This window comes from Janthinobacterium sp. MP5059B (assembly GCF_001758645.1).
GTDB classification, from domain to species: domain Bacteria; phylum Pseudomonadota; class Gammaproteobacteria; order Burkholderiales; family Burkholderiaceae_D; genus Janthinobacterium; species Janthinobacterium lividum.
Genome location: NZ_LRHX01000011.1, coordinates 61,852 through 76,489 on the forward strand (window position 1 = coordinate 61,852; position 14,638 = coordinate 76,489).

The 14,638-nt window shown below is 66.5% G+C and carries 10 protein-coding genes; 6 read left to right on the top strand and 4 right to left on the bottom strand.

The window, feature by feature from the left end; genetic code table 11:
* Positions 1 to 2 precede the first annotated feature (2 nt).
* Positions 3 to 1,313, bottom strand: a complete 1,311-nt coding sequence (locus JAB1_RS14890) for an ATP-binding protein (protein ID WP_254672107.1) — start codon at positions 1,311 to 1,313, stop codon at positions 3 to 5.
* Positions 1,314 to 1,515: 202 nt separating this feature from the next.
* Between JAB1_RS14890 and JAB1_RS14895 the strand changes: the two genes are divergently transcribed.
* Positions 1,516 to 3,660: a TonB-dependent receptor gene (locus JAB1_RS14895; protein ID WP_070280455.1), complete on the top strand. Its 2,145-nt coding sequence runs from the start codon at positions 1,516 to 1,518 to the stop codon at positions 3,658 to 3,660.
* A gap of 62 nt (positions 3,661 to 3,722) precedes the next feature.
* Here the strand turns inward: JAB1_RS14895 and JAB1_RS14900 are convergent, their stop codons facing one another.
* Complete coding sequence (locus JAB1_RS14900) at positions 3,723 to 4,391, bottom strand: response regulator (RefSeq protein ID WP_070254154.1); 669 nt, start codon at positions 4,389 to 4,391, stop codon at positions 3,723 to 3,725.
* A 21-nt stretch (positions 4,392 to 4,412) separates the two neighbouring features.
* Complete coding sequence (locus tag JAB1_RS14905; RefSeq protein WP_034755042.1) at positions 4,413 to 4,784, bottom strand: YajD family HNH nuclease; 372 nt, start codon at positions 4,782 to 4,784, stop codon at positions 4,413 to 4,415.
* Between the two features lie 274 nt (positions 4,785 to 5,058).
* Here JAB1_RS14905 and JAB1_RS14910 point away from each other — a divergent pair, with 274 nt between their 5' ends.
* From JAB1_RS14910 to JAB1_RS14920, 3 genes are read left to right on the top strand one after another with little or no spacing between them, the layout of a single operon-like run.
* Positions 5,059 to 8,079 (top strand): PAS domain-containing protein, encoded by a 3,021-nt coding sequence (locus tag JAB1_RS14910; RefSeq protein WP_249936266.1) that lies wholly within the window; start codon positions 5,059 to 5,061, stop codon positions 8,077 to 8,079.
* A gap of 54 nt (positions 8,080 to 8,133) precedes the next feature.
* Complete coding sequence (locus tag JAB1_RS14915) at positions 8,134 to 9,360, top strand: exonuclease SbcCD subunit D C-terminal domain-containing protein (protein WP_070280456.1); 1,227 nt, start codon at positions 8,134 to 8,136, stop codon at positions 9,358 to 9,360.
* Positions 9,361 to 9,376: 16 nt separating this feature from the next.
* A complete protein-coding gene (locus tag JAB1_RS14920; RefSeq protein ID WP_070280457.1) occupies positions 9,377 to 13,135 on the top strand; it encodes an AAA family ATPase in 3,759 nt (1,252 codons plus the stop codon).
* 4 nt (positions 13,136 to 13,139) lie between these two features.
* Here JAB1_RS14920 and JAB1_RS29945 read toward each other — a convergent pair whose 3' ends face one another.
* Complete coding sequence (locus tag JAB1_RS29945; protein WP_162835746.1) at positions 13,140 to 13,307, bottom strand: hypothetical protein; 168 nt, start codon at positions 13,305 to 13,307, stop codon at positions 13,140 to 13,142.
* A 177-nt stretch (positions 13,308 to 13,484) separates the two neighbouring features.
* Here JAB1_RS29945 and JAB1_RS14925 point away from each other — a divergent pair, with 177 nt between their 5' ends.
* Entirely contained in the window at positions 13,485 to 13,694 is a 210-nt protein-coding gene (locus JAB1_RS14925; protein ID WP_034755039.1) for a hypothetical protein, read from the top strand.
* Between the two features lie 60 nt (positions 13,695 to 13,754).
* Positions 13,755 to 14,612: a hypothetical protein gene (locus JAB1_RS14930; protein ID WP_070280458.1), complete on the top strand. Its 858-nt coding sequence runs from the start codon at positions 13,755 to 13,757 to the stop codon at positions 14,610 to 14,612.
* Positions 14,613 to 14,638 lie beyond the last annotated feature (26 nt).

The following is a 14,638-nucleotide window of genomic DNA, read 5'->3' on the forward strand; positions in this document are numbered from 1 at the left end:
CGTCATGGAAACACGACCGTCACCGCCAGCCCTCTGCCCTGCAAGCCGGCGCCGAGGAGGATGTCCGCGCCATGTCGCTCGGCGATGCGGCGCACGATGGACAGGCCCAGGCCGCTGCCGGGCAGCTGCCCGCCGCCCAGGCGCACAAAACGCTCGAACGCGCGCGCGTGCAGTTCCTCGGCGATGCCCGGACCGGAATCGGCCACGCGCAAATAGCTGCGCCCCGCTTCCACGCCGCAGCTGATGACGACACAGCCGGGCGCCGGCGTATAGCGCAGCGCATTGTCGACCAGGTTGCGCAGCAACATCTGCAGGCTGTCCGCATGCAGCGCGCAGGGCGCCGGTGCCATGATCACGCTCAGCGACAGCCGGTACGTCGCGGCCAGCGCCTGCCACTGCGCGGCATGCTCGGCCAGCAGGTCGGACAGGTCCCCCGCGCGCAAGTCGGCCGCCGCGCCCGAATGCGGGTCGAGCTGCGCCAGCGCCAGCAACTGGTTGACGAGGCGCGTGGCGCGCTCCACGCTGACGCCCAGGGCTGCAATGAACTCCTCGCGTTCAGCCTCGCTGCGGGCCCGCTGCAGCACTTGCAGATTGGTCTTGATGGCGGCCAGCGGCGTGCGCAATTCGTGCGCCGCATCGGCCGTGAAGCGCTGCTCGTTGTCGCGGCTTTGCCGCACTCTGCCGAACAGACGGTTAATTTCCAGCAGCAGCGGATGCAGCTCGGTGGGTGCGCCAGCCAGCCTGACGTCGGCCAGGTCATCGGGCGTGCGCGCCGACACTTCATCGGCGGACGCCTGCAGCACGCGAAACACGCGGTGGATGCTCCACCAGATGGCAATGGTGGCCAGCGCCACCAGCAGCAGGCCGAACACGGCGATGCGGTAAAAGAAGCCGCGGCTGATATCGTCGCGGTGGCTGGTCGGCTCGGCCACCAGCAGCTGCAGGGTGCGCTGCGGGTCCCACAACGAAAACAGACGCCAGCGCTGGCCGCCGATGCGGGTCCAGGACAGGCCGTCCGGCGCGCTGCGCGACAGGGCGATATCGGACGCCGCGTCATTACGGTACAGCACGCGCTGCTGCGCGTCGCGCACCTTGAACAGCAAATACTGATGGGGATTCGGATGGCCGCGCAGCGGCACGTCGATGGGCCCCGTCAAGCCGTGTTGGCGCGCATCCTTTTCCACCAGCGACAGCAGCAGGTGGCCCGTCTCGATCAGCGACTGGTCGAACAGTTCCTGGCTTTCGCGGCGCGCTTCCACGTACACGATGGCGGCGCTGCCCACCCACAGGGCCAGGGTCAGGCCCAGCAGCACGCCCAGCAAAGTGCGCCGCAGCGACCAGGTTTTCAGGCCGCCGCCAGCCGTTAAGAATCTCTTAAGAACTTCTGCGCAAGATCCGGAGCGAAATATTTTTTGGGAAGCCATGGCTGCAATTGTAAATGATTCTTATTGCCTCAATGATTCCCATTAGCTTGCACCAGCAAAACCAATAACTCATCCACCATCAGGAGTTTGCATGTCCAACAGCACCCGCAGCGCGCGCCTGCCGCGTCCCACCACCCTGGCCCTGGCCTTGGCCGCCCTGTCCTGCCTGCCGGCTCACGCCCAGACGGGCACGCCTGCCAGCATGCCGGAAGTGGTGGTCTCCGCCTCCGGTTTCGAGCAGGATATCAAGCAGGCGCCGGCCTCGATCACGGTGCTGACGCGCCAGGAGCTGTCGAAGGAACGCTTCGGCAACCTGACGCAGGCGCTGGAAAGCGTGGAAGGCATCGACGTGGGTGCGGCGGGCGACAAGACGGGCGGCATGAACATCAGCATCCGCGGCATGCCCAGCGACTACACCCTGGTGCTGATCGACGGACGCCGCCAGAACGCGGCAGGCAATGTCACGCCGAACGGCTTCGGCGGCACGCAGACGAGCTTCATGCCGCCGCTGGCCGCCATCGAGCGTATCGAGATCATCCGCGGCCCCATGTCGACCCTGTACGGCTCGGACGCCATGGGCGGCGTGATCAACATCATCACGCGCAAGGTGGGCAAGCAGTGGATGGGCTCCGTCTCGGCCGACTACACCTTGCAGGAAGAATCGGACTTCGGCGACGTGAAAAGCGGCCGCTTCTACCTGAGCGGCCCCATCGCCACCGACTCGCTGGGCCTGTCCCTGCGCGGCAGCAAGCAGCGCCGCGACGCGGCCGACATCCGCGTCCTCAACGCGGCCGGCGCGCAAGTGCCCGCCAGCATGGGCGCCAACCCCGTGCGCTCGGACATCGAGAACTTTGGCGCGCGCCTGGCCTTCACGCCGAACCGCTACCACACCGTCATCCTCGACGCGGACGCGGGCCGCCAGACCTACGACAATTCGAAGGGCCAGCTCGGCACCAATACCGTACAGGGCGGCTACGGCCCGGAACAGAAATACAAGCGCGACCAGTGGACCCTGTCGCACACGGGCCGCTTCGGCTTCGGCACCCTGGACAGCAGCTACATGGTAAACAAGACGGAAACCCTGGGCCGCACGATTCCGCCGGGCACGCCAGGCGCCGTTACCGGCAGCGCGCGCACGCTGGAAGTGGAAAGCCAGGTGTTCGATACCAAATTGGTCATGCCTTTGGGCAAACACATGGCTACCATCGGCGCGCAATGGTGGAAAGCGGAAATGACGGACGGCGTGGCGCCGAAAAAATTCGAATTCACGCAAAAAGCCCTGTTCGTGGAAGACGAATGGCAGGTGCTGGACAACGTCGCACTGACCGTCGGCGCCCGTTATGACGATCACAGCATCTTCGGCGGCCAGACCAGCCCCCGCGCCTATGCCGTGTGGAACGCAGCGCCAAGCTGGACCGTCAAGGGCGGCGTCAGCAAGGGCTACAAGACGCCGCGCGTGGAGCAACTGTCGCCAGGCATCAACGGTTTTGGCGGCCAGGGCACGATCCCCCTCGTCGGCAGCCCGGACCTGAAGCCGGAAACGAGCACGACGACGGAAATCGGCGCGTACTTCGACAACCTGGCCGGCTGGACCGCCAGCGGCACTTTGTTCAACAATACCTTCAAGGACAAGATCACGACGGGCACGGGCCTCGTCAACTGCGACTACCGCCCTTCGCCGAACCGTCCCGGCTGCGTCAGCTTCGGCAACTGGCCCAACGTGGACGCATTTGGCCAATCGGTCAATGTGGATGAAGCCGTCACGCGCGGCGTCGAGCTGAACACGCGCTTCCCGCTGGGCAAGACCTTGTCGGCCAGCGCCAACTACACGTACACGGAAAGCGAACAGAAGAGTGGCAGCAACGCCGGCAAGCCCCTGAGCGACACGCCCAAGCACGCCGTCAATGCGCGCCTGTCGTGGGATATCTCGCGCGAGTGGAACGGCTGGCTGCGCGCCGAGTACCGCAGCGAGCGTTTCCGCGATCCGGGCACCTCGGCTTCCACGCGCGCCGCCAAGGCCGCGCTGGGCGACTACAAGGGTTACACCATGCTGCACCTGGGCAGCAGCTACCAGCTGAACAAGCGCGTCACCCTGAACGCGGCCGTGTACAACCTGCTCAACAAGGACTTCGTCGACTACCAGCCATACCGCGCACCGGCATTGACCTACGCCAACCGCTATGTCAACAGCCTGGACGGCCGTCGCCTGTGGCTGTCGGCCACCGTCGATTTCTGATGCCGTAACGCGCCATCAGCGTCAACATCGAACGGGCTGCCTCAGGGTAGCCCGTTTTTGTGTCAAGCCGCTTTGGGCTTGTCGATGCAATAACCGATCGCATGCACGGTGCGTATCAAGTCCCGCCCCAGCTTCTTGCGCAGGTGGTGGATATGCACTTGCACGGCATTGCTTTCCACTTCGTCACCCCAGCTGTACAGGTTTTTCTCCAGCTGTTCCCGGCTCAGCACCCGGCCGCCGTGCTCCAGCAGCAGTTGCAGGATGCGAAATTCCTTCACCGTCAAGGTCACGGGCAATCCCCCTTGCGTTACCTGCCGGTCCGCGATATCGAGCACCAGGTCGCCATGCACGAGGTGCTCGCGCAGGCGGCCGGCGGCGCGGCGGCAGGCGCTGCGGATGCGCGCGGCCAGCTCGTCGAGGTCGAACGGTTTCACGATGAAGTCGTCGGCCCCCGCGTCGAGCCCGGCGATGCGCTCGCCCACCTGGTCGCGCGCCGTGACGACCAGCACGGCGCCGCTGTAGCCATTGTCACGCAGCACGCCCAGCGCCTGCATGCCATCCTGCCCCGGCAAGCCCAGGTCGAGCAAAATACAGCCATAGTCGTGCAGGCGCACGGCCGTGTGCGCGTGTTCGGCGCTCGTGACCCAGTCGACGGCATAGCCGCCCTGTTCCAGGCCGATCTGCGTGGCGCGGCCCAGCTGCGGGTCGTCTTCGGTCAGCAAGATGCGCATGGGGGAAGCGGCGCGGCCCGCTCAGTCCTTTTTCTTGATCAGGCCAGCGAGCGCGGCAAACGGATTGTGCGTGGCGGGCGCCACCTCGGCCGACAGCAGGCCGGCGCCACGGTCCGCTTCCAGGTAGCGCGAGTGCTCATTGTCGTGGCAATACAGGCACAGCAGTTCCCAGTTGCTGCCGTCCGGCGGATTGTTGTCGTGGTTATGGTCGCGGTGGTGCACCGTCAGCTGCTGCACGTTGGCGCGCGTAAATTCGCGCATGCAGCGGCCGCATACCCATGGATACATCTTCAGCGAGCGCTCGCGGTAGCCGCTCTCGCGCTGGTCGGCGGCGCGGCGCGCTTCGGCCACGATCTTGTCCAGTCTTGCCGCGTCGGGCTTTTTACTCTGCATGACAACTTTCGATATGGGAGGTAGAAGCGCCCATTTTAATGAGGATGGGGGCGCAATTGTACTTTTTCTGCCACGCCGCCGGCCCGTGTCGCCGCCGGCGTGCTTTTTTTAGCGTGCGCGGCACCACAGATACTTGATTTAACGCAAAATAAGGCCAGCGACAGACTACGAACAGACGCTGGGGCAGCAGGCCGCGCGCAGGTCAGCATATTTCGGCTATGATGCGCGCCACGCCGCCCTTCCCCTTTTCCATGACCCTAGCCTGCAAGCGCCCGTGATAGCGATAACAAGACCCCTGCAACGCCTTGCCCGCCGCCTGTACCGTCTCAGCCTGGTACCCCTGTTCGCGCTCATCTTGCTGCTGGCGCTGTGGGCGGCCGTCTTTTACCAGGTTGGCCAGGAGCGGGCCAGCGCCGTGCGCGACGCCGTGGCCGTCAGCCAGTCGCTGGCCCGCACCCTGGCCGACCATACCAGTTTCACCCTGCGCCAGACGGATCACGCCACCCAACTGTTCAAGCTCAAATACGAGGAAACGGACGGCGGCCTGCGCCTGAATGAATTCACGCGCCGCCAGGGCCTGCTCGACAGCGTGCTGCCATCGAAGCTCGAATTGCCGATCGCCCTCATCGACGCGCACGGCAATGTGGTCGACAGCGCTCACGCCTATCTGCCGGAAAACCTGGCCACGCAGGCATTTTTCAGGGCGCTGGCCGCGAATGCATCCGACACGGCCCTGGTCGACACGCCCATGCTCGACGCCGAGAGCAAGCGCTGGACCATCCGCCTGGCGCGCCGCCTGAACGATGCCCAAGGCCGCTTCGCCGGCGCCATCGTCATCCTCGTCGACCCCACGTATTTTGTCGACGACTACGACCGCCTGAACCTCGATGAACAGGGCGCGCTGATGCTGGTGGCGCGCGACAGCGGGCTGACGGTGGGACGCATCGGCGAGCAATTGATCCTCAGCGACCGCATCGACTTCCGCATGCCGGGACCGCCGCAGCACGCCCCCGAAGAACTGCTGATCGAGCCGCCCGTCGACGCGACGTCACGCATCTACAGCTACCACGAGCTGCCGCGCTACCCGCTGCTGGCCGTGGTGGGCGTGAACCGCGCCGTCGCCCTGGCGCGCTTCGAACACCGCCGCCTGGTCTATGTCGGCGCGCTGCTTGCCGCCAGCGTGCTCATTGCCGGCTTTACGACCCTGCTGATGCGCCAGAGCGCGCGCCTGCGCCGCAGCATCCGCCAGGCCAAGGAGACGCAGGCCTTGCTGCGCGCGGCGCACCAGGGCAGCCTCGATGCCGTGCTGCTGCTGAAAGCCTGGCGCCCCGCGCCGGGCAAGCCGGTGGAAGATTTCATCTTCGCCGACATCAACGAGCGGGCCGCCGACATGCTGGGCAAGCCACGCTCCGAACTACTGGGCCAGCGCGTACTGCAGCAGATGCCGCTGCTGCGCGGCGAGCGTTTTTTCAAGCGCTTCGTGCTGGTGATGGAAACGGGCCAGCCGCTGGAAGATGAATTCGAGCTGCCGCTGGCCTCGGGTGGCACGCGCTGGCTGCGCCACCAGGTGGTGCCGATTGCCGACGGCGTGGCCGTCACCTCGCGCGACATCAGCGCGCGCAAGCACGACGAACTGGCGCTGCAGGACAACCGCAGCTTCCTGCAGTCGCTGATCGACCATCTGCCCGTGCTGGTCTACGTGAAAAGCGCGCGCCCGGAAAATTTCGGCAAGATGGAAGTGTGGAACAAGGCCGCAGAGGATATCACCGGCCACCTGGCCGCCGACGTCATCGGCAAGACCGATTGCCAGGCCTTCCCGCCCGACTTCGGCCTGCACGACGCCGAGGACGACCGCGCCATCCTGGCCGAGCGCGGGGTCATCGACCATACGGAAAAACCGCTGCGCCTGGCTGACGGCAGCCTGCGCTACCTGCGCGCCGTCTCCGTGCCCGTGTTCGACGAGCGCCAGCAGATCGAACATATCCTGTGCATCGCCGAAGATATCTCGCAGCGCCGCCAGCAGGAACTGGAACTGCGCCAGAAACAGGCCGAACTGGCCGCCGTCAACGACGCCTCGCCGCTCGGGCTGGTGCGCCTGGACCGCCAGCGCCGCTGCACCTACGTCAACCGCACCTTCGAATCGATCACGGGCTTGCCGCGCGCCGCCGCCCTGGGCGCCGGCTGGACCAGCGCCCTGCACCCGGACGACTATCCGCTGATGCACGTGGCGCTGGAACAGCTCACGCGCAGCCACGCGCCGTTCCAGTCCACCCTGCGCTGCCTGCAGCGCGACGGCAGGCTGGTCTGGGTCTCCGTCAAAATTGCCCCCATCCTCATCGACGACCGGATCGAAGGCTACGTGGGGACCCTGGACGACATCACCACCTTGCGCGAATCGGAAGTGGCGCTGCTGGAAAGCGAAGCGCGCCTGCGCACCATCGCCGACACCTTGCCGGCGATGATCGCGTACATCGACGCGGACCAGGTCTACCGCTTCCTGAACATCGCCTATGAACGCGAATTCGGCCTGACGGGCCGGCAGGCGCTGGGCAAAAGCGTGCGCGACACCGTGGGCGAGGCGCGCTACCGCACGGTGGCGCCGTATATCGAAAGAGTGCTGGCGGGCGAAACCCTGAGCTTCGAGGAAGAAGACGACAAGGAAGGCATCGAGCGCTGCATGGAAGTGATCTACATCCCGCAGATCGGCGAAGACAAGCTGCAGGTGGTGGGTTTTCACGTGATGCGCCAGGATATCACCGTGCAAAAGCGCGAAAAACAGCGGCTGCTGAAGCTGGCCCAGGTCGATGCGCTGACGGGCTTGTCGAACCGCGCCGGCTTCCAGCAAAAACTCAGCGACGCCATGCACGCGAGCCGCCAGCAGCAGCACCTGATGGCCGTCATGTACATGGATATCGACCGCTTCAAGCCCGTCAACGACACGCATGGCCACGGCACCGGCGACGCCCTGCTGCGCGCCTTCGCCCAGCGCCTGACGCAGACCATGCGCGCCACCGATATCATCGCCCGCCTGGGCGGCGACGAATTCACCATCATCATGGAACAGATCACCCGGCCCGACGACGCGGCCGTGCTGGCGGAAAAAATCGTCGCCGCCATGCAGCAGCCGTTCGAACTCGATGGCATCAGCGTGCGCATTTCCGCCAGCATCGGCCTGGCCTTCTACCGCGACGAAGACATTTCCCCCGCCGTGCTGCTGCAGCGGGCCGACGTGCTGCTGTATCAGGCGAAACAGGATGGGCGCAATACTTATCGCGCAGGCGTGCTGACGGCGTGAGACAGGCGCCATTCCTGCTATATTGGCGCCTGTCCTCCCTACCCTTGCCCCACCATGCGCCTGCTGCACACTTCCGACTGGCATCTGGGCCAGACCCTGCACAATTATGAGCGGGGCTACGAACACCAGCGCTTCCTCGACTGGCTGCTCGACACGCTCGTGGCCGAACAGGTCGACGTGCTGCTGGTGGCCGGCGACGTGTTCGACAACGCCAACCCTTCCGCCGCCTCGCAAAAGCAGTTATATGTATTCCTGCAGCAGGCGCGCGCGCGCCTGCCAGCGCTGCAGCTGGTCGTCGTCGCCGGCAACCACGATTCGGCCGGCCGCCTGGAAGCGCCCGGCCCCCTGCTGGCCGCGCATGGCACGCACGTGGTCGGCCATTTGCTGCGTGGCGACGATGGCCAGATCGACCTGGAACGCCTGCTGCTGCCGCTCACCGGCAACGATGGGCAAGTGCAGGCGTGGTGCCTGGCCGTGCCCTTTCTGCGCCCCGGCGACGTGCCGAAACTGCCGGCCGGCGATACCCAGGATGCCTACCTGGGCGGCATCGCCCTGCTGTACCGCCAGCTGGCGGACCTGGCGCTGGCGCGCCGCCAGCCCGGCCAAGCCATCATCGCCATGGGCCACTGCCACATGGTGGGCGGCGAAATGTCGAACGACTCCGAACGCCGCATCGTCATCGGCGGCACCGAGATGCTGCCGTCGGGGATTTTCGACACCGCCATCGCGTATGCGGCGCTGGGCCATTTGCACAAGGCGCAGGCCGTGGGCGGCCAGCAGCATATCCGCTACTGCGGCAGCCCGATTCCCCTGTCCTTCGCGGAAGTGAATTACCGCCATCAGGTACTCTGCCTCGATATCGACGGCGAGCAATTACGCGAGGTACGCGCCATCGAGGTGCCGCGCGCCGTGCCGCTGCTGCGCGTGCCCGCCACGCCGGCGCCGATTGCCGAAGTGCTGGAACAGCTGGCCGCCCTCGAAGTGCCGGACGCGCCGGCCGAAGCACAGCCCTTCCTGGAAGTGCGCGTGCGCCTCGATGCGCCGGAGCCGGGCCTGCGTACGCGCATCGAAACGGCGCTCGACGGCAAGCACCTGCGCCTGGCGAAGATCGAAACGTCGAGCGCCGCGCGCAGCAGCGCGCCCGAAAACATGACGCTCGACCAGTTGGGCCAGCTGCAGCCCGACGACATCTTCCGCCGCCTGTACCTGCAAAAATACGGCCGGCCCGCGCCGCCCGAACAACTGTCGGCCCTGGCCGAACTGCTGCTGCCTGGCGCTTGAGCACACCTGAAGAACCATGAAAATACTGAAAATCAGCGGCAAGAACCTGGCCTCGCTGGCCGGCGAATTTGAAGTCGACTTCCAGCAGGAGCCGCTCGCGTCTTCCGGCCTGTTCGCCATCAGCGGGCCCACGGGCGCGGGCAAGAGCACCCTGCTCGATGCCCTGTGCCTGGCCCTGTACGACGCCACGCCGCGCCTGCTGAAAGTGCTGGGCCGGGGCAGCGCCCTGCCCGACGTGGGCAAGGAAACCGTCAACGCCCAGGATACGCGCACCCTGCTGCGGCGCGGCACGCCGGACGGCTACGCGCAAGTGGACTTCGTCGGCAACGATGGCGCAAGCTACCGCGCGCGCTGGAGCGTGCGCCGTTCGCGCACCAAAGCCGAAGGCGCGCTGCAGGCGACCGCCATGAGCTTGCACCAGCTGCCAGCGCTGCAGCCCATCGGTGGCACCAAGACGGAAGTCAAGGAAGAGATCGAAAAGCGCATCGGCCTGTCGTTCGACCAGTTTACGCGCGCCGTGCTGCTGGCGCAAAACGAGTTTTCCACCTTCCTCAAGACGGAAGACAATGAACGGGGAGAGTTGCTGGAAACCCTGACGGGCAGCAGCATCTATACCGACATTTCCATGCGCGCCTTCGAGCGGGCAAAAAAAGAAAAGCAGGTCCTCGAACGCCTGGGCGAAAAACTGGCCGACCAGCGGCCCTTGTCGCCGGAAGAACGTACCGATACCGAGGCCCTGTGCAGCGCGGCCGAGACCACCCTGCAAACCATCGACTTGCGCAAGGCGGTGCTGGAACTGCAGCAGCGCTGGCACCAGGAAACGCACAAGCTGCAAAGCCAGATAGCGGCGACGCAAGAGGCGCTCGATAACGCGGATGCCGAACGGGCCGCTGCCGAAGAGCGCCGCACGGCGCTGGCGCAGTGGGAATTGCTGCAGCCGGCGCGCCCCTTCGTCGATGACGTGGCGCGCCTGGCGAGCGATATCGCCAGCAGCGGCGCCGCGCTGGAAACGGCGCGCGCGCAGGCGGCGCAAGCCGTGGCCAGCGAGGCGCAACTGGCTGCCGGCGTGCAGCAAGCGGCAGCGGCCTTGCAGGCCAGGGAAGCGGCGCAGCGCGACGCGGCACCCCGGCTCGATGCCGCCAAGGCGCTCGATGCCGGCATTGCCGCCCACTTGCCCGCGCACCGCCAGGCCAGGGAGGCGGCACTGGCGGCAGACCAGGCCAACGAGACGGCGCGCGCCACCTTGCACGATCTGCAGCAAGGCCAGCACGCCATGCAGGCGGAGCAGGAAACGGGCCGCCTGTGGCTGGCATCGCACCAGCATTGGCAAGCGCTGGCCACGTCGTGGCAATTGTCGGACCAGCTGTTCGCCCAGGCCGGCCAGGCTGCCGCGCAAGCCGATGCGGCCGACGCCAAGGCTGCCGAAGCGGCGCAGCTGGTGCGCGCGGCAACCAACGCGGGCCACGCGGCGCAAGCCGCATTGACGGCCGCCGCCGCCACGCTCGCCGAGCACGATGGGCAGCGGCGCGAAGCGCTGGCCGCCGTGCAAGCCATCGACGGACAGCTGCTGCAGGAACAGCGCGGACAGCTGGAAAACCATGCGCGCCAGTTGAATGCGGCGGAAAAGACGTGGACGGAGCTGGCGCGCCAGCAGCAGGCGCTGGCGCATGGACAAGCGAGGGCCGCCCAGCTGGCGCAGGCCGCGCAGACGGAAAACGCGGCGCTGGCCGCGGCGGCGGCACAAACAGCGCTGCTGGAAGCGAGCCTGGCGCAGGCGGAAAAATCCCTGAAAGGCGCGGAAGCGGCATGCGCGGCCAGCGTCGAGCAGCTGCGCGCCACCTTGCAGGACGAGCAGCCCTGCCCCGTCTGCGGTGCCCTGGAACACCCGTACAGCCACGCCGATCACGCTTTGCAGGCGATGCTGGCCAGCTTGCAGGATGACGTACTGGCTTGCCGCGCACAGGCGCGCGGCAATCTGGAGCAACTGGCCACGCACAGGGCGGCGCTGGCCGCGACCGCGCGCGAACAGGCGCAGACGGATGCCGAACTGGCGGCCCTGCCGCCCGCCATCGCCAGCCTGCACGCGCAATGGCAGCCGCATGCCGATACCCTGCATCTGCCGCCGGAAAACCAGCGCGCGCACTGGTTCGCGCAGCAGTTGACGGCCAATACGGCAGCCCTGCAGGCGCTGGCGCAGCAGGAGGCGGCGCTGCGCCAGGCCAGCGCGCGGCGCGAGCAGGCGCAGGCGGCGCACGAACTGGCCGGCGCCGAACACGCGCGCTGCACAAGCGCCGTCGCCGAAACGCAGACACGGCTGGCGCAGTTGCAGGCGCAGCAGGCGGCCAGCGTGGACAAGGCGGAAACGTCGCGCAGCGCGCTTGACGGCTTGCTGGCGCAGCTCGATACCGCGTTTGCCGACGTGGAAGGCGCCGAAGGCTGGAAGGACAACTGGCGCGCCGGCCCCGCCGACTTCCGTACGGCGCGCGAAACGGAAAGCCGGCAATGGATGAAACAGCAGGCGGACCAGGACAATCGCGGTCACGCGCTGGCGACCCTGGCCGCGCAACTGGAAGCGGCGTTGCTGGCCGCCGGCAAGGCACGGCACACGGCGCAGGAAACCCACGCCGCCTTTGCTGCCGCCGACAAACAGCGCACGACACTGCAAACGGAGCGCAACGCGCTATGGCAGGGCCAGAACGTGGCCGAGGTGGAACACAGCCTGGCTGGCGCCATCGCGCAGGCCAAGGAGCTGCTGGCCCAGCAGCAAACGGCGGCGCAGTCGGCCAGCCAGCAGCGCGCGCGCCTCGATGAAGCATGCGTGCAGTTGTCGCAGCGCCTGGCCGCCCTGCATGAACAGGAACGCGGCGCCACCGCCGTCCTGCACGATTGGCTGCAGCAGTTCCGGCAGCGTCACTCCGGCCATGCGCCCGCCACGCTCGACGAGCTGCGCGCGCGCCTGGCCATCGCGCCGGACGCCATGCGCGCCGAGCGCGACGCCCTGCAGATGATCGCCGACCGCCACACGGCGGCCGTTTCCGTGCTGGCCGAACGCCGGCAGCGGCATGCGGACCATCTGGAACGGCCACCGGAAGCGCTGGAAACGGACGAGGCCGCGCTGCAGGCGGCGCTCGACGCGCTTGGCGCCGATCGTCAGGCGGCCAACCAGGAAGCGACGCGCCTGCGCCTGGCCATCGCGCAGGACGATGCGCGGCGCCACAGCGCGCAAGCTATGCTGGCGCAGATCGAGGCGCAAGCCGTCATCGAGCGGCGCTGGGCCAGCCTGAATGAATTGATCGGCTCGGCCGACGGCAAGAAATTCCGCAACTATGCACAGCAATTCACGCTGGAAGTGCTGCTGGGCTATGCCAATGCACACCTGAACCACCTGGCGCGCCGCTACCAGCTTGAACGCATCGACAACCCGAACAATCCGTCGCTGGGCCTGATGGTGCGCGACCAGGACATGGGCGGCGAGCTGCGCTCCGTGCACTCGCTGTCGGGCGGCGAATCGTTCCTCGTCTCGCTGGCCCTGGCGCTGGGCCTGGCCTCGCTGTCCTCGAACCGCGTGCGCGTGGAATCGCTGTTCATCGACGAGGGCTTCGGCAGCCTGGATACGGAAACCCTGCGCGTGGCCATGGATGCGCTCGACGGCTTGCAAGCCATGGGCCGCAAGGTGGGCGTCATCTCGCACGTACAGGAAATGACGGAGCGCATCGCCACCCGCATCCTCGTGCAGCCTGGGTCCGGCGGCAAGAGCGTGGTGACGGTGCGCTGAGTCACTAGCGGCTGGCCGGCTCCCGGCACAGTCTGAGCATATCCCAGCCCAGTTCGCGGCGGATCTGCTCGGGGTCGGGCGGGGGCCGGCGCTGTTCCAGCTCCGCTTTCAGCCACTTCCTGACCAGCTCCTTGGCGGGCTGTACAGGCTTTTCCTTGTCATGCTTGTCCATGGTGCTACCTCTTCAATGGCGGTCAGACGACCTCCTATATACGCTCAACGTCATGGCGCGGATTCAGTTGACGTGCGCGTGGCGCAGATGCAACAACGTGTAACGATGGCCGGAGTGCGTTAAAATCGCCGCCTTCGCGTAGACGAACTCTACGCCCCGCAACAGTTCAAGGAACCCATGAAAGCCGCCCGCAGCCTCACCTTCAAGTGCGTAAAATGTCACAAATCCATGCAGGTTTACCTGCAAAAAGTCTCCGCCTGCTCGCATATCCAGCCGTACCAGGGCATTTGCGCATGCGGCGAACTCAAGCGTCACGCCACGGGCCAGGCCGATGCCGTCAAATCCTATCTGGAGTCGGCAGACGGTAGCTGGTCGCACCACCACTGATGGTTAAAGAATGGGGCGATATTGCCGTTAATTCGACTATCCTCCCCATTTGAACCGACCATGTCCCAGCTCCCCGCCCTTGCCAGCCGTCAACCCGCCTCGAATACGCTGGCTGGCCAGCAGCCGTCCCGCACGGGCAGCAGCGCCACGGGCCTGGCCGCTTCGCCCCTGATGCAGCGCACGGCGCAAGATGTGGTGGCGCTGTCAAAAAATGGCCTGGACCTGTCGGCCAAGGGATTGTCGCAACGGACCGATGCGCTGGGCAACGCCACCGTCGACGTGGCGCAGGATTTCCTCTCCACCATGACGCGCCAGCTGTTCGGCGACGGCGCCACGGTCGCCTTCGATTCCGTCGACCTGCAGGCCGGTTCCAGCTTCAGCAGTGGCAGCGCCAGCGTCTCGGGCGCCAACGGCAGCAGCCACGCGGCCGCCTTCAGCCTCGATGAAAACGCGCACTTCATCGGCAAGGGCAAGATCACGACGGCCGATGGTCAGACCTTCGACTTCGAAGTGGAAGTGCAATATCAATCGAACATCAGCGCGGGCGTCCTTGAGCAAACGCAGAATGCCGCCGAGGAAGCAGGCTCCGCCGATGACGCACAGCTGCCGGCGAAAGAGTTGCCCGCCACGCACTTTGGCGGCAATCTGCACGACCTGTTCAAGCTGCTGGGCCAGCAATTGCAAAGCAATCTCTACCAGGGCACGTCCGATGGCGCCAGCGCCAGCGGCAAGGATGACGGCCTGGCAGGCAGCCTGAGCTTGCGCTTGCTCAAGCTGGTGCAGCCGGACCAAGTCGCTGAGACCGCCAAAGCCGACAGGAAAGCCGTGGATGCCACGCCGGAAGAGCAGGCGCGCGCCCGCGCGCTGGCACTCGCCTATGGCACGGACACGGCAAACAGCACGGCCAGCAACGTATAATGGAAGACGGCCTGCGCAGGCGACCA